Source organism: Pseudomonas saponiphila, assembly GCF_900105185.1.
Taxonomy (GTDB): domain Bacteria; phylum Pseudomonadota; class Gammaproteobacteria; order Pseudomonadales; family Pseudomonadaceae; genus Aquipseudomonas; species Aquipseudomonas saponiphila.
The window spans coordinates 1587654-1604333 of record NZ_FNTJ01000002.1 but is presented as its reverse complement, the minus strand read 5'-3'; the positions used below and the strand labels follow the sequence as shown (position 1 = coordinate 1604333).

Annotated in this window: 10 protein-coding genes; 3 read left to right on the top strand and 7 right to left on the bottom strand. The window is 65.0% G+C overall.

The window, feature by feature from the left end:
• The first annotated feature begins 4 nt into the window (after positions 1–4).
• Positions 5–1198 (top strand): DUF418 domain-containing protein, encoded by a 1194-nt coding sequence (locus BLV47_RS29135; RefSeq protein WP_092319934.1) that lies wholly within the window; start codon positions 5–7, stop codon positions 1196–1198.
• On the opposite strand, the gene BLV47_RS29130 is transcribed toward BLV47_RS29135, so the two are convergent.
• Complete coding sequence (locus BLV47_RS29130) at positions 1195–1728, bottom strand: GNAT family N-acetyltransferase (protein ID WP_092319932.1); 534 nt, start codon at positions 1726–1728, stop codon at positions 1195–1197. The genes BLV47_RS29135 and BLV47_RS29130 overlap by 4 nt on opposite strands.
• A 200-nt stretch (positions 1729–1928) precedes the next feature.
• On the opposite strand from BLV47_RS29130, the gene BLV47_RS29125 reads away from it, so the two are divergent.
• Positions 1929–3548 (top strand): glucan biosynthesis protein D, encoded by a 1620-nt coding sequence (locus BLV47_RS29125; RefSeq protein WP_092319930.1) that lies wholly within the window; start codon positions 1929–1931, stop codon positions 3546–3548.
• 617 nt (positions 3549–4165) lie between these two features.
• Here BLV47_RS29125 and BLV47_RS29120 read toward each other — a convergent pair.
• The 4 genes from BLV47_RS29120 to BLV47_RS29105 form a co-directional block, all read right to left on the bottom strand.
• Positions 4166–5272, bottom strand: a complete 1107-nt coding sequence (locus BLV47_RS29120) for an NADH:flavin oxidoreductase/NADH oxidase (RefSeq protein WP_092319928.1) — start codon at positions 5270–5272, stop codon at positions 4166–4168.
• 228 nt (positions 5273–5500) lie between these two features.
• Positions 5501–5884, bottom strand: coding sequence for a DUF6124 family protein (locus BLV47_RS29115; protein WP_092319926.1), 384 nt, complete (start codon positions 5882–5884; stop codon positions 5501–5503).
• A 539-nt stretch (positions 5885–6423) separates the two neighbouring features.
• On the bottom strand, positions 6424–8133 hold the full coding sequence (gene recJ / locus BLV47_RS29110; RefSeq protein ID WP_092319924.1) for a single-stranded-DNA-specific exonuclease RecJ: 1710 nt from the start codon (positions 8131–8133) through the stop codon (positions 6424–6426).
• Between the two features lie 57 nt (positions 8134–8190).
• Positions 8191–8733 carry a YaeQ family protein gene (locus tag BLV47_RS29105; protein ID WP_092319922.1) on the bottom strand — a complete coding sequence of 181 codons (543 nt, stop codon included), beginning with the start codon at positions 8731–8733 and terminating at the stop codon, positions 8191–8193.
• A gap of 219 nt (positions 8734–8952) precedes the next feature.
• Between BLV47_RS29105 and BLV47_RS29100 the strand changes: the two genes are divergently transcribed.
• Positions 8953–10686, top strand: coding sequence for a hypothetical protein (locus BLV47_RS29100; protein ID WP_092319920.1), 1734 nt, complete (start codon positions 8953–8955; stop codon positions 10684–10686).
• 24 nt (positions 10687–10710) lie between these two features.
• On the opposite strand, the gene BLV47_RS29095 is transcribed toward BLV47_RS29100, so the two are convergent.
• Together BLV47_RS29095 and BLV47_RS29090 are read right to left on the bottom strand one after the other, a co-directional pair.
• A complete protein-coding gene (locus BLV47_RS29095) occupies positions 10711–11400 on the bottom strand; it encodes a phospholipase D-like domain-containing protein (RefSeq protein WP_092319918.1) in 690 nt (229 codons plus the stop codon).
• Between the two features lie 39 nt (positions 11401–11439).
• A complete protein-coding gene (locus tag BLV47_RS29090; RefSeq protein ID WP_092319916.1) occupies positions 11440–16584 on the bottom strand; it encodes a DNA repair ATPase in 5145 nt (1714 codons plus the stop codon).
• Positions 16585–16680 lie beyond the last annotated feature (96 nt).

Here is a 16680-nt window from a genome sequence, read left to right as displayed (position 1 = left end):
GGAAATGAACGCGCCATTGCCGCGCCAGACGGCGCGCCTGCAGCAGGTCGATGCCCTGCGCGGGTTCGCACTGCTGGGCATCCTGGCGGTGAACATCTGGTCGTTCGCCGACCCCTACTACGCCTCGCCAGTCAGCAACCCGGCCTACGCCAGCGACCTCGATCACCTGATCCGCTGGCTGGTGTCGGTGCTGTTCGAGGCCAAGTTCTACCTGCTGTTCTCCTTCCTGTTCGGCTACAGCTTCACCCTGCAAATGGCCTCCGCCGAGCGCGCGGGCGAACGCTTCGTGCCGCGCATGCTGCGGCGGCAACTGGCCTTGCTGGCCATCGGCCTGGTGCATGGCGCGCTGCTGTTCTATGGCGAGATCCTCACCCTGTACGCGCTGCTGGGCCTGGTGCTGCTGGCCTTGCGCGGGCTGACAGCGCGGATGGCGGCCATCCTGGCGGCCCTGTTGATCGGGGCCACGGCGCTGTTGATTCTGCTGTTTGGCATCGAGTTGCTGAACGCCGGCCTCTCTACCGGCGCCGCCGACGGCCAGCCGCTGCTCAAGGATCTGGCCCTGGGCGGAGATGCGCTGGACACCCTCAGCTACAACGCTGAGCATTTGCTGGAAACCGCCTCGGCCCTGTGGCTGCTGCAGGGGCCCAGCACCCTGGCGATGTTCCTACTGGGTTATGTGGCCGGACGCAAGGGCCTGCTGGTGGCGCCCGAGCGCTTTGCTGCACGGGTGCCGCGGCTGCTGGCCCTGACCCTGCCCATCGGCCTGGGGGGTGCCCTGCTCTACGGTTACTGCAGCGCCTATGCGCCCGGTGGCGGCCTGGAAGTCATCGGCTACGGCATCAGCCAACTGACAGCGCCGCTGCTCTCGGCCAGCTACGCCATGCTGCTGCTTCGGGCCTTCGATTCGCCTCTGGGCCTGCGCCTGTGCCAACGCCTGGCACCGCTGGGCCGCATGTCATTGAGCAACTACCTGCTGCAGTCGCTGATCCTGTGCCTGTTCTTCACCGGCTACGGGCTGGGGCTGATCAACCACCTGCCGCCGTTGTCGATTCCCCTGCTGGTGATCGCCATCTACCTGTTGCAGATGCAGCTCAGCGCAGGCTGGCTGCGCACCCACCAATACGGTCCTTGCGAATGGCTGCTGCGGGCGGTGACCCTCGGCGCCTGGCCGCACTGGCGCAAGCGCGCGCAGGCTTAAACCAGCCGCAGGCAGAGGTGGATATCCTCGGGTTCGATGCGCAGCAGCTCCGGGTCCGGGGTCGCCAGCAGCTCACAGCCCAGGCGGGTGTAGAAATCCACGGTGTGCCGCGACGGCGTGGCCGACACGTACAGGCCCTGGGCGCCCATGGCCAGGGCCTGCTCCCTGGCCAGGGCGAACAGTTGCCGGCCCAGGCCAAGGCCACGATAAGCCTGGCTCACGTGGAGGAATTTCAACTGCCGCAAATCCAGCCCGGCGCACTCGATCGCCAGGCAATCGACCACCGCTGCTGCCACCAGTACCTCAGCGTCGAAGATCCCGTACAACCAGCCGCCGCGCTGGTAACACTGCTGCAAGATCAGCGCGTCATGCTCAGCCTCGCCCTCCGGCCAGCCGCTGACCACCTCGTGCTGGGCGTAGCCGATCAGACGACCATCCTGCACCCGGTAAAAGCCGTCTATGACTTCGGCGCGATCGATCCATTTGAGCTGCGGAATATCGTTTGCGGTAAGGGCACGCGGGTGCAACATAAGGCGGGTTCCTGATGCGATTCAAGTGGTTACCAATGGACACAAGCTAAGCATTTTTCTGCCCCGGGCGAACCGTTTATTCTAGCGACCCTCTATTTATCGTCCGCTGCGTCTGGCCAATGGCATGGCCGGACTTCACCTCGCGATCCCCCCAGTCAGCCAGGAGCGGCTGACGATCCCAGCCCCCACAAGGTTCATCTATGCACCGCAGGCACCTCCTCAAAGCTTCCATGGCCCTGGCGGCCTATACCGGCCTCTCGGCCAGCGGGCTGCTGGCCGCCCGAGCCTGGGCCGGCACCGCTGACGGCGACGCCCAGGCCTTCGATTTCGAACGCCTCAAGGCTCAGGCCAAGCAACTGGCTGGCAGCCCGTATGCAGACACCAAGCAGGTGCTGCCGCCGACCCTGGCGCAGATGACCCCGCAACACTTCAACGCCATCCAGTACGACAGCCAGCACTCGCTGTGGAATGACCTGAACGGCCAGCTGGACGTGCAATTCTTCCACGTGGGCATGGGCTTCAAGCAACCGGTACGCATGCACAGCGTCGACCCCAAGACCCGCCTGGCCCGTGAGGTGCACTTCCGCCCGTCGCTGTTCAACTACCAGAACACCAGCGTCGACACTGCCCAGCTCAAGGGCGACCTGGGCTTCGCCGGGTTCAAGCTGTTCAAGGCTCCGGAACTGGACAGGCACGACGTGGTGTCCTTCCTCGGCGCCAGCTATTTCCGGGCGGTGGACGCCACCGGCCAGTACGGCCTGTCGGCCCGTGGCCTGGCCATCGACACCTACGCCAAGCGCCGCGAGGAATTCCCCGACTTCACCCAGTTCTGGTTCGAGACCCCGGACAAGGACAGCACCCGCTTCGTGGTCTACGCCCTGCTGGATTCGCCGAGCGCCACCGGCGCCTACCGCTTCGACATCGATTGCCAGGCCGAACGCGTGGTGATGGAAATCGACGCCCACATCAATGCCCGCACCGCCATCGAGCAACTGGGCATCGCGCCGATGACCAGCATGTTCAGCTGCGGCACCCATGAACGGCGCATGTGCGACACCATCCACCCACAGATCCACGACTCCGACCGCCTGGCCATGTGGCGCGGCAATGGCGAGTGGATCTGCCGCCCGCTGAACAACCCGGCGACCCTGCAATTCAACGCCTTCGCCGACAAGGACCCGAAAGGCTTCGGCCTGGTGCAGACCGACCACGAGTTCGCCAGCTACCAAGACACCGTGGACTGGTACAGCCGCCGGCCGAGCCTGTGGGTCGAGCCCACCACCGCCTGGGGCGAAGGCAGCGTCGACCTGCTGGAAATCCCCACCACCGGTGAAACCCTGGACAACATCGTGGCCTTCTGGACGCCGAAACAGCCGGTGGCTGCCGGCGACTCGCTGAACTACGGCTACAAGCTCTACTGGAGCGCGCTGCCGCCCGTGGGCACGCCCCTGGCACGGGTGCACGCCACCCGCTCCGGCATGGGCGGCTTCGTCGAAGGCTGGGCGCCGGGGGAACATTATCCGGAAGTCTGGGCCCGCCGCTTTGCCGTGGACTTCACCGGTGGCGGCCTGGATCGCCTGCCTGCGGGCACCGGCATCGAACCGGTGGTCACCGCGTCCAACGGCCAGGTCAAGGACTTCAACGTCCTGGTGCTGGACGAGATCAAGGGCTACCGCATCACCTTCGACTGGTTCCCCACCAACGACAGCGTCGATCCGGTAGAGCTGCGGCTGTTCATCCGCACCCACGACCGCACCCTGAGCGAAACCTGGCTGTACCAGTACTTCCCCCCGGCGCCAGACAAACGCAAATACCCCTGATCGGCTGATGGCGCAGAGATCCTTTCGCCGACCGTAGGAGCGGGCTTGCCCGCGAAGGCGACGGTACATACTGCGCCTGTCTCAAAGGCCCCTTCGCCGGCAAGCCGGCTCCTACAGATCGGTGGCTTCTGTGTGGGAGCGGGCTTGCCCGCGAAGGCGGCGGTACATACTGCGCCTGTCTCATGAGCCCTTTCGCCGGCAAGCCGGCTCCTACAGATCGGTGGCTTCTGTGTGGGAGCGGGCTTGCCCGCGAAGGCGGCGCTACATACCGCGCCTGTCTCAAGGGCCCTTTCGCCGGCAAGCCGGCTCCTACAAATCGGTGGTGTCTGTGTGGGAGCGGGCTTGCCCGTGAAGGCGGCGGTACATACTGCGCCTGTCTCAAGGGCCCTTTCGCCGGCAAGCCGGCTCCTACAGATCGGTGGTGCCTGTGTGGGAGCGGGCTTACCCGCGAAGGCGGCGGTACATACTGCGCCTGTCTCATGGGCCCTTTCGCCGGCAAGCCGGCTCCTACAGATCGGTGGTGTCTGTGTGGGAGCGGGCTTGCCCGCGAAGGGGGCCTGGAGCCAGACACAAAAAAACCGGCCCCCGCGGGCCGTTTTTTTTACATCGGCAAAAGCTTAATCGCGCAAGTCCGACTCATGAATCGGCTGATCCCTATGGGTCGCCCGCTGATACTGCGCCGGCCAGATCGCCTTGCGTCCGCCCAGGTCGTCATCGGCATGCAGCGGCCAGTACGGGTCGCGCAGCAGCTCCCGGGCCAGGAAGATGATGTCCGCCTGGCAAGTGCGCAGAATGTGCTCGGCCTGGGCCGGCTCGGTGATCAGCCCCACAGTGCCGGTGGCGATCCCCGACTCCTTGCGCACCCGCTCGGCAAAGCGCGTCTGATAGCCGGGCCCGGTGGGAATCTCGGCATTGGCCGCGGTGCCGCCGGACGATACATCGATCAAATCCACCCCCAGGTCCTTGAGGCGCCGCGCCAGTTCCACGGTTTCATCGGGGTTCCAGCCGTCTTCCACCCAATCGGTGGCTGACACCCGCACAAACAGTGGCAACTCCTCGGGCCACACCTTGCGTACCGCCTCGGTCACTTGCAGCACCAGGCGAATGCGGTTTTCGAACGAGCCACCGTATTGATCCTGGCGCTGATTGCTCAGCGGCGAGAGGAACTGGTGCAGCAAATAACCATGGGCCGCATGCACTTCCACCACCTTGAAGCCGGCCACCAGGGCCCGTTTGGCGGCCGCGACAAAGGCCTGGATGATCTCGTCGATCTGCCCTTGGTCCAGTTGGGTGGGCGGAGTGTGCTGCGGGTCGAAGGCGATTCGCGAAGGCCCCACCGGCACCCAGCCGCCGTCCTCGGGCTTGACGCTGCCGGACTTGCCCAGCCAGGGCCGGTGGGTACTGGCCTTGCGCCCGGCATGGGCCAGCTGGATGCCGGCCACGGCGCCCTGGGCGGTGATGAAGCGAGTGATGCGTTGCAGGGGTTCGATCTGGGCGTCGTTCCACAGGCCCAGGTCCTGGGCGGTGATCCGGCCCTCGGCGGTGACCGCCGTGGCTTCGGTGAAGATCAACCCGGCGCCGCCGACGGCGCGGCTGCCCAGGTGCACCAGATGCCAGTCGTTGGCCAGCCCGTCCACCGACGAATACTGGCACATGGGCGACACGGCGATGCGGTTGAGCAGGGTCAGTTGACGCAGGGTATAGGGTTCAAGCAGCAGACTCATGGGGCACCTCTCGATCAATGGTCAGGCTCCAGGGATCTGTTTGAACGGTCGACAAGTGACTGCGAAGTGAAGCGCCCGCCCCCGCGGGAAGATGGATGACAAAAGGTCACAAGGCCAATCAGACAGTGCTTAGAGACTAGTCGACAACCTTGCGCCAAGCCGAGTTCCTGATGCGCCCCGGGGAAAAAAACTGCAGCCTGGCCGCCGGCAGCAGCAGCCAGGCCGGCCTCAACCCTGCAGGGTGCGGCGATTGCCATCGAGCAAGGCATCGACCACACCACGGGCCATTTCCACCGAATGCACCAGCGACCAGATCAGGCCGCGCTCCACGCCGCTGGCGTGCTCGGTGATCTCGTCGGACACCTCCTCGGCGGCCTTGAGCAGCATGGAAACGTGGAGCAGCGCTTCTTCGGCGCTGATGCCGGGGCGGACAGTGAAGGGGTTATCGAGGCCCGTAGGACCAGCGGCGGTGGGTTGCAGCGTCGCGATCAGCGAGCCCTCCACGCCAATATTGGCCAGGGCATGGCGAACCCTTTGATTGGCCAGATCGTGGGCAGGATTACGACGGGAAGAAGGAGGGGAAACAGGCGGATCGGGGACTATCTTTTTCATGGTGTAGCTCCTCGACGATGAAGCCTCCACACCTAACGCTGCTAGACGTTTGAAAAGGGTGGCGGCTGTACGCGGGCTAGCAGACCGGGTCGAGGAACCGGTGCGCCCGAAAGCGCCCCCACGCACAGCCGCCATAACAGCACACCGCAAATCTGAATTGCAGTGCTGATGGCATCGCTTGAGTTCGACCCGAGCTGCTACTACCAATCACTGATGGGCAGTGATTGAACCGAGACTAGTCAGCTGAATAGATCGCCACAAGCGCCCGGGAATACGCCCGGAACCCCCTTACAAAAGAAAGGGACATACCGCCACCCCGCTTTCCAAAAGTCTGGCGAAACCACCCGCGTCACCTGCTGCCAGTCGAGGACAAACACTGCACTTGTGGCGAGGGAGCTTGCTCCCGCTGGCGCGCGCAGCGGCCCTAAAAATGGGACTGCTACACCCCGGAGCGCTGGCCGGCCCCACGGGAGCAAGCTCCCTCGCCACAGTTTATTTATTGCTCGCTCTGGCGTTGAGCTGATCGGCAGTACCCTGCCTTAACGCGGTTCGATATGGGCAATCATCAACTGCACGGTTTCCTGGCCGCGGAACTCGTTGAGGTCGAGTTTGTAGGCCAGTTCCACCCAGCGAATGGTCGGGTTGGGCCAGACTTCACGGTCGATGCCGAAGGCGATGCCGTCCAGCTTCAGCGAGCCGCATTCGCTGCGCAGCACCACTTTCAGGTGGCGCTCGCCCACGATGCGCTGCTCCACCAGCTCGAACACGCCGTGGAACATCGGCTCGGGGAAGTGCTGCCCCCAGGGGCCGGCGTGGCGCAGGGCGCGGGCCAGTTCCAGGTGGAACTCTTCCACCGCCAGGGTGCCGTCCGACAGCAGGCGCCCGGTCAGGTCTTCTTCACACAGCTGGCGCCGCACTTCTGCGTCGAAGGCTTCGGCAAAGGCCGGGAAGTTCTGCTCCGGCAGCGACAGGCCGGCGGCCATGGCGTGGCCACCGAACTTGCTGATCAGTTGCGGATGGCGCGCGGCCACGGCGTCCAGGGCATCGCGGATATGAAAGCCCGGCACCGAACGCGCCGAACCCTTGAGCATGCCGTCGCCAGCATCGGCAAAGGCGATGGTCGGCCGGTGGTAACGCTCTTTCAGGCGCGAGGCGAGAATCCCGATCACCCCCTGGTGCCAGTCGGCATCGAACAGGCACAGGCCGAACGGCATGGATTCCACCGGGAGATCCTTGAGCTGGGCCAGGGCTTCGCGCTGCATGCCCTGCTCGATGGACTTGCGGTCCTGGTTCAGCTCGTCGAGCTGAGCGGCCATGGCCCGGGCCGCCGAGACGTCGTCGCTGAGCAGGCACTCGATACCCAGGCTCATGTCGTCCAGGCGCCCGGCGGCGTTGAGCCGTGGGCCGAGGATGAAGCCCAGGTCGGTGGAAGTGATGCGCGAGTGGTCGCGCTTGGCCACTTCGAGAATCGCCTTGAGCCCCGGCCGCGCCCGGCCGGCGCGAATCCGCTCCAGGCCCTGGTGCACCAGGATGCGGTTGTTGGCGTCCAGCGGCACCACGTCCGCCACGCTGCCCAGGGCCACCAGGTCCAGCAGCTCGCCGATGTTCGGCTGCGGCCGGGTTTCATAGCGCCCCAGGCTGCGCAAGCGCGCGCGCAGGGCCATCAGCACATAGAAGATCACCCCGACCCCGGCCAGGGCCTTGCTGGGGAATTCGCAGCCCGGCTGGTTGGGGTTGACGATGGCGTCCGCCGCCGGCAGCTCCGGGCCCGGCAAGTGGTGGTCGGTGACCAGCACTTGCAAGCCTGCGGCCTTGGCCGCCGCCACGCCTTCGACGCTGGAGATGCCGTTGTCCACGGTGATCAATAGCTGCGGCTGGCGCTGAAGGGCCACGGCGACGATTTCCGGGGTCAGGCCGTAGCCGTATTCGAAGCGGTTGGGCACCAGGTAGTCGACATGGGCCGCGCCCAGCAGGCGCAGGCCCAGCACGCCCACGGTGCTGGCGGTGGCGCCGTCGGCGTCGAAGTCACCAACGATGAGGATGCGCTGACGCTGGTCCAGGGCCGTCACCAGCAAATCCACCGCGGCGTCGATGCCCTTGAGCTGCTGATACGGGATCAGCCGCGCCAGGCTCTTGTCCAGCTCTTCCACCGACTGCACTCCACGGGCGGCGTAGAGGCGGGTCAGCAGTGGCGGCAGGTCGCCGAGAAAGGGCAGGACGGCGGGCAACTCACGGGGTTCGATACGCATGGGCTAACAGCAACTTCTCTTGGGGGACGGTGGGTCGTTCAGGAGCGGCGCGGACAATCAGCCGCGCTCGCCCAGCAGCCATTCCAGCTGCACTTCATGCTGGCCGCGATCGTCGGTGACGAAGATCGTGCCTTCGCTGATCATCACGTCCCACTTGATGACCCGCGGCATGTCCTTGGCCAGGGTTTCCAGCACGTCCTGGGGCACACCGGCAATGTTGAGGTTCTTCAGGTTCTTCACCGCGTCCAGCACCCGGGTCTGCCACACCCGCAGGCTGCCGTAGGCCAACAGGCTGGTGCGCTCGGTGCGGCGCGAGCACCAGGTCAGGCGCTCGGCGTCCGGCTGGCCGACTTCGATCCAGTGCAGCACGCGGTCGTCCAGGCTCTTTTCCCACAGCGCCGGTTCATCCACTTCCGACAGACCCCGACCAAACGACAGCTGCTCGTTGTACCAGAAGGCGTAGGCCAGCAGGCGCACGGTCATGCGCTCCTCGGTTTCCGAAGGGTGACGGGCGATGGTCTGCTTGACGCTTTCGTAAACCCCGCGGTCGAGGTCGGTGAGGTTCAGTTCGAATTTGTAGGTGGTGGACGGCTGGGCCATGTGCGGGCTTCTTGAGTGTGCGAAAAGGCGGCAAGTCTAACCCGAAACCTGCCGCCCTGCCCGACCGCTGACCGGTCAGCGGCCCTCGCGTTGAAATCCGCTGCAACGCATTGCCTGGGTAAAGTCGATTGCCAGCCTGCCACCAGGGTTTTATAACCCCCGCGCGAATCGGCCGGCGCGCACCGCGCCAACGCCGCAGTTCAATAGAAAAGGACGTCCATGACCCTCTTTGTCACCCTGCTTGTCATCGTGCTGCTGTTCATCGCCCTGATTCTGTACTCCCGCCAGAAAATGGCTGAACAGAACGAGGACCTGCCAACGGCCAGCGACGTTACCTCGCAGATCAACCAGACCCTGCTACTGAGCAAATCCGAGCCGCTGCTGGCGCTGAAACTGGCCGAGCGTTTGAGCGGCGAGCTTCGGGAACTGGCGCTGCAATTGGTGAGCGCCGAACTCTACCTCGCGGGGCACAAGGCCAAGGCCCTGGAAATAGGCAGGCAATTGCCGCCCATGGCTCGGGACTATGTCCTCAACACGCTGATCGAGTCGCTGCTCGACACCAACGACACCCAGGCCTGCCTGGAACTGCTCGAGCAATGGGGCGAACCACTGCCCAGCTGGCCACTGCTGCAGGTGCGCATTCTCCAGGCCCGCGGCGAGCAGGATCGGGCCCTGGCCGTGCTGGGCGAGCTGAGCGACCCCGAAAACCCCGCAGCCCAGGAAGAGCAGAGCATCAGCAATTGCCTGATCCTCTCTCGCCTGCAATTTCAGGCGGGAATGGAAGACCAGGCGCTGCTCAGCCTGGAGCGGGCCTGGGGGCAATTCCAGGACCCCGCCGCGGGGCGCTATCTGACGGAGTGGCGCAGCCTGTTCGATGAGTGCGCGGCCCAGGGCCGGTTTGAACTGGTCCTCGCCCGGACGCCGGCACTGGCTGCCGAAGAACAGGTCCAGGCCATCCTCGCCCTGTTCGAGGCCGGCCAAACGGAGCCAGCCTTCAACCTGATGGCAGACAACGGCACCCTCTATTACTCGACCTACAGCGACCTGATGGACGCGGCCCTGAAGCGCCCGCAACTCGATCTTGCCCTGCGCCTGCTGGAGCAAATCCCCGACCTGCATCAGCACGGCATGCTCCTGCACCTGCTGAACCACCTGGCGGCACAAGGCCGCACCGCTGAAGCCGAGGCCCTGCTGCAGGAGCGGGTAAGCGAGCCGTCCCAGCGTCCGAGCCTGATGCTCAGCCTCTGCGAAGAGCACCACCAGGCGCAGCCGCAATGGACTGCCGCACTGCTGGCTCAGGCCCTGCAACTGATCGACGGCTACAAGCACGAGCCGGAACTCTGGAGTGACGTGCGCCTGCACGCCCTGAAGGTCCAGCTGCAAGTCCAGAGCCGCCTGCCGGCCCATCGCCGGGACAGCTGGCTGGTGCGTAGCAGCCTTGAAGAAATGCACAACCTGCGCCAGCAGCAGGATACCGACCAGCAACTGCTGTACCTCTGCCAGCAAGCCCGGCTATTGCATGACCTGGACCAGACCGCCCAGGCAAGAACGCTGTTGGAGCAGGCGATTAAATTGCTGGACAGTGCCGCAGAGACAGAGGTCGAAGAAGACCTGAAAACCCTCTACCTGGAGGACATCGCCAGCGCCTACCTGCACCTCGACGAAGCAGAAACGGCCCAGGCCCTGCAGGCTCGGTTGCACGCCTTGGAAGCCGGCTGTCACATCCTGGAAGAGGACCTGCTGCTGCACCACATCCAGCACCAGCGCTTTGCCCAGGCCATCGAGGCGCTGAACCTGAGCACCCTGCTCAGCGAAAAGAAGCCGCTGTCACGCCTGTATCAAGCCCTGGAGGAGATGCATCAGCGTGCCCCCGAGCGCGCCGCCGAATTCCAGCAGCAATTGCTGGACCGGCTGATCAGCGGCCAAGCCATGCGCGCCTCCCGACAAGCCTGACCGCCCCCGCCCAGCTGCCCGCCCTCAACGGGGCGCGTAGCGGGCCCAGAGCTCGTTGAACTCCTTGAGGTAACTGGCCACCAGTTGCGGGTGGTCGATCACCAGCAGGTTTTCCTCGTTGCCGGTGGTGGCGCTGCGGGTCCAGTTGAAGCTGCCGTTGAGCAGGGTGCGGCCGTCGAACACGGCGAACTTGTGGTGCATGTGGAACGGCGTGTCGTCGATCCGCACCGGCACGCCGGCCTCGCGCAACGCAGCGATATCGCTGCCGACGTCGTACTGTTTTTCGCTGTCGCTGATCACCCGCACGGCCACGCCGCGCTGGTGGCAGGCGCGGATTTCGTCGCTCAGCTGATCGTCGGAAATGGTGAACACGCAGATATCCACCGAGCTTCGCGCCTGGCGGCACAGGTCGCGGATCTTGCGCCGGCAATCCTCGCCGGGGCTGAAGTGGGCGCTAGCCATGTCGCGCACCGGAGCGCTGTGGCTGTCCAGGGTCTTGATCACCTGCTCCAGCCATTTCAGCGCCGGCAGCACGTTGGCGCTGTCCGCCAGCGCCAGTTCGCGTACCAGATCAAAAGCGCGGTTGCGCAGGTAGCGCACCTGGTCGCTGGCCAGTTCGCTGCCCAGTTGGCGCAGTTCGTCGCGTTCTTCGTTGCTCAGTTTCAGGTCCTGCAGGCTGTCGCGCAGTTGCTGGTCCAGGTGGGCAAAATCCATGTGCTGATCCTTGGCTGTTCGCCGGCAAGCCGGCTCCTACTATTGGGGGTCCTTGAGGGTGGGCACATCGCCGTGGCTGAGCATGCGGCTCAACTCATCCACACGCGTGGCGATGTCACCGATGCGCTGGTGGCTGTGCAGGTCGACGTCGATCTTCTTGTGCATGACCTTGAGCAGCGGCAGGAAGCTGTTCTCCAGATGCTCGGAGAGGTTTTCCAGCACCTCGCGCATGCCCTGTTGCTGCGCCGGCCGGGCCAGGCCGCGCACGCCTTCCACCAGGTCGTTGAGCTGGGCCACCACCCGGGTGCCGACGTCGCTGTCGCTGCCGCCCATGGAGCGGTTGCGCACGAAGTCGCGCTTGATCTGGGCCCAGCGCTCGCTCTGTTCCGGGGTCTGGTTGCCGCGCAGCTCGGCGAGCTTGAGCAGGTTTTCCTCGGCTCCGGTGGTCAGCAGCTGGGATTCGCCCTGGTAGTGGTCGGCCAAGAGTTGCAGCAGCTCGGCGTCGTTCATCACCGCCGAGATCTTCTCGGCCATCTTGTTCATGTTGCGGTAGCTGCCCTGCAGCTTGAACGGCGGCTCGCTGCGGTACTGGTCGGCCTGGGCGGCGCTGGCGATGTACTGCTGGTTGACCCGCAGCACCACGTCGCGCACTTGCATCAGGCGTTGCAGGGTGGTGGTGATCTCGTTGATCTCCGCGCCGCTGTAGCTGTGGCTCAGTTCGTTGCTGGAGAAGGCCTTGCCCTCGGCCTTGGCGACGAAGCGGTAGACGTCCGCCATGTCGCGGGTGGCCAGGGGCGCCAGCACCGGGTTGGAGGTCAGGCCGTTCTCGATGTAGCTCAGGGCGAAGGCGTCCTGCATGCCGCCCAGGGTGTCGCCGAGGTTATAGATGTCGGCCCGGTTGGCCAGCATGTCGGGGATCTTGAACACCTCGCCGGACTCGGTGTACGGGTTGCCGGACATCACCACGCAGAACTTCTTGCCACGCATGTCGTAGGTCTTGGTGCGGCCTTTCCACACGCCTTCGATGCGCCGGGTGCCGTCGCACAGCGAGATGAATTTCTGCAGGAACTCGGGGTGAGTGTGCTGGATGTCGTCGACATAGAGCATCACGTTGTTGCCCATTTCCAGGGCCAGGTTGAGCTTCTCCAGTTCCTGGCGCGAGGTGGCGTCCGGCGCCTGGGCCGGGTCCAGAGAGCGAACCTGATGCCCCAGGGCCGGGCCGTTGATCTTCATGAAGATCAGGCCCAGGCGGTGGGCCACGTACTCCATCAGGGTGGTCTTGCCGTAGCCCGGTGGCGAAATCAGCATCAACAGGCCCATCAGGTCGGTGCGCTTGTTCTCGCCCACGGTGCCCATCTGCTTGGCCAGGTTGTCGCCGATAAAGCCCAGGTACACATCGTTGATCAGCTTGTTGCGCACGAACGACCTCAGCGGCCGCGGCTTGAATTCGCTCAGGCGCAGGGCCGAGCGTTCGCGGCTGATGATGCCCTGGCGCAACGCCTGGTAGCGCTGCAGCCCGGGCAGGAACCGTTCGCGGTGGTCCCGCAGGCGGGCAAAGAAACCGTCCACGGTGAGGGACAGGCTGCGTTCCTGGATGCGCGGGTGTTCGCCCATCAGGTTGCCGACGCTGAACCGCAGGTCGACTTCAGTAACGCGCTTGGCAAAGTCGTCCCGCAGCAACGACAGGGCCACGGCCTCGGGCACGTAGTCGACCCATTCGGCGAACTCGCCCTCGGCACACAAGGCCGACAGCCAGTTGCCAGCCAACGCCCACTGCGCGGCAGGCCGCTCTGTCAGCCGGGCCAGGGCCTGCTGGTAGTCGTCCCACATGCGCGCGCCTTGCAGGCGCAGGGTCAGGGCTTCCTGCAGTTGCTTGGCGTATTTGCTGAAAGTGAATTCGATACGCTCCGCCGCCAGCTCCTGCACCAGGTATTCGGCCGCCTCGGGCAACAACTCGACAGCCAGGGTGAAGGCGTGCTGCTGGTGCCAGTCTTGCAAGGCCAGGAGGATTTCCTCCTGCAACTGCAGCAAGCCTTCACGACGACCGAACAGTTGCTGGATATGCCGGCTGGTGCGAGCCCGCTCGGCCCATTGCTGCGGTTGCGGCTGGTGCTGCTGGCGGTCCCAGAACAGCGCGGCAAAAGCCCGCGCCGCGGCGCCAAAGCGCAACAACCCGGCACTGTCGCGCAACGGCAGCAGTTGCAGGAGGATCGCCGCGGCGTCGTGATCGTGAATGCCCTTTTCGTAGCCTTCCTTGTAGCGCGGCGCGGCGAAGTCGCGGATCACCCGCGTCAGCTCCTCGGGGTGCGCCAGCAAGGGTTTCAGGCTTTCCAGGCTCAAGCCTTCCTGGCCCCGATCGGCGGCATCCAGCACTTGCCCGGCCAGGTACTCGGCGCGGTACAGCTGGGCCGATTCCGACTCCAGGGCCACCTGCCAGAAGTCGCGCAGGGCTTCCAGCTCGGGGTCGCGCAGGGGTTCGAGGAAATCGGTGCCGGTCAGGTGCAGGTGCAGCTCGTCGCCCCGGGGCATCAGGGTCAGGTCCAGCTCCTGGGTGTTGACGCTGAAACGGTGGCGCGGCCCGAGCTTGATGACATTGCCGCCCTCTTCGAACAGCTCGGTCTTGTCCCGCAGGGCACGCACGGCCTGATCCCGGGCGCCCTTGAGACGTGACTCGACGTCGTCGGCCTTGACGCTGTCCTTGAGCTCGCGCAGGCGCTCGGCCAGTTCTCGCAACTTGAGAATCAGCGGGTCGGCGGCGAAGAACGCGTTGAGTTCTTCGGCCTGGGTGAACTTGGCGGTGCGCCGGCCGAGGCTGTCGAGGATCCGCCGCGCCGCGTCCAGCAGGCCCTGGGCCTTGCGCTGACGCTCGTCGAGCAGCGATTGCTTGTGGGCCTCGAAGGTTTCCAGCAGTTCCTCGCGCTTGCCGAGGATGTCGCCGAGGAACTGTTCGTGATCGCCGAAGCGGCTTTCCAGCTCCTCCAGCTGCACCAGCAGCCGCGACAGTTGCTCGTCGCAACGCTCGGGGTCCTGGGCCTGGGCCAGGGCGTTGGTGATGCCCTGGCTGAAGAGTTTGAACTGGGCGCCGAACTGGGCCACGGTTTCGGTCGAACCCAGGCCCTTGCGCCGTTGTTCGGCGCGGGCCTTGGCCTGATTCAGGCGGGCGTAGATCTGCGAGATGGATTCGATGATCCGGGTGCGCTGGGTGGCGTCGTCGATCTGCAACGAGGCCATCAGGCTCGACAGCATGTCCAGGTCGCCGGCCATGGCTTGCAGGGCGCCCAGGGGCTCGTTGAGCTGGGCCACGGTTTCGGCTTTCTGCGCCTGGGCGTCGAGGGTTTCCAACTGAGTGACGAAGGGCTGCAGGGCCTGGTCGCTGGCGAGGAAGGTCGCGGTGCCGGCGGCGGTGCGTTCCTGGGCCTTGAGCAGCTCGGCTTCCATGGCGTCGATGCGCGCCACGTCGATGTAGCGGTAGTCGCGGATGGTCAGCAGCAGACCGCGCTGGGCGGTGATGCCGTTGAGCGCATCGACGAAGCTCTGCACCTGATCCCAGCTATCCACCAGCAGGCTGTCGAGCAGGGTTTTCTGCTTGGCCTCGGCGGCCACCATGGCCTGGTCCGACTGACGGCGGATACTTTCGACTTTCTCGTATTCATCGAGCACCAGTTCCGAGGTCGCGGCCACCTCGCGCAGCAGCGGGGCCAGGCCGTCCAGCTCGGCGCTGCCCAGCCAATGGTACACATCGAACAGGCGCCGGGTGTTCTGGCACAGCAACGAATAGCGCTGCACCGACACCGCCGGGGTGTCGATCTCGCGGCACAGGTCGTAGAGGTCGGACACGCTGCGCACCAGTTCGGCGTTGCCGATGCGCCCGAGAAAACCGCTGCGGGTCGGTTGCCGCGCGGCGTATTCCTCGGTGAAGAACGGGGTCTGCCAGACCTGCATCGGGTGGACCCGGGTCGGCTCGTCGCCTTCGGCGGCGAAGATCACCATGCGCCCGTCTTCCAGGCGCGCGTAGCCGTGGCCGAACAGCGGGTTCTGCAACTGGCGGTTGATCATGTTGTAGGTCAGCAACACCGAGCGGCCCTGCTCCGGGTGGTAGAAGATGTACTGCACATCTTCACCGTTGGGCGAGCGTACCGAGCGCTTGAAGCGCATACCTTCCATGGACTGTTCGAAGGTCTTGTACTCGCCGCTCTGCAGGTAATAACCGCCGGGGAAGATGATCCCGTGGTCTTCCGGCAGTTGCACACAGGCCAGGCCGATGGCGTCGATGCGCTCCACCTGGCGGGTCAGGCTGTTGAACACCAGGTAGCGCCACTGCTCTTCGCGGTACGGCAGGACCTTGAGCAGGATCAGGCTGCCCAGGCGGGCGAATTCGATCTGTGCGTCGTCCAGGGACTGGGTCTTGTCCAGCACCTCTTCGCGGTAGATGCCCAGGCCCGACTCGGTGTTGTTCTCGACCTTGATGGTCAGGTCGCCGCCGATGGTTTCGACGAACACCGTGTCGAGGATGTTCAGGTGCGCAAAGCGGCCTTCGACCACCATCTCGCGGGTGGTTTTCTTCCATTCGAAGTCGAAGGGTGACGGCAGGGCGATATCCCGTTCGCCACGGTTGTCGATGTAACGGACTTCGCGCCCGTCCACCGAGATCGACCAGCGGAACACCCGCACATCGGTGACGCGCTCGCCGATCTGGAAACTCGCCAGCAGCTTGCCGTCACGGATCGCCAGTTGCAGCAGGCGGGTGTTCTTGTAATAGGTGTAGAGCTCGTTGAAATCGTTGAGAAAGCCCTGGGCAGACAGGAAGCTGCCTTCCAGGGGCACGGGCTCGGCTTCGTAGCCTTCGCCCTCTTCCACCAGCCGATAGAGGGAAAACACGTCGGCGACGCTGGTTTCCTTTTTCAGGCCGATGAACACGTTGTAGCCGAACAACAGGCAGTCGCCGACCTGGACGATGTCCCGGGCGATGCAGTTGTTCTCGGTGCGGATGCGCACCCGCCCGACCACTTCCATGCGGCTGTTGCCGAACTCGTCGAGACGCCTCTGGTTGAGGTCGTCGGTGGTGGCCCGCAGGCGTTGGCCCTGGTCCAAGAGGCGCTTGTGCAGCACCTCATAGGCGCCGCCTTCGGCGACGGCCTTGTCCAATACGTCCTGCGGGGGAGTTGCGACTTGAGCGTCCGACATCGTGGCCTTCCTGGATCTACGGCGGTGTGCAAAAAAAGCGGGCTCCTCACACCTGGAGCCCGGTGCCCGACACAAGCCCTGTAGCCGTTACCAGCG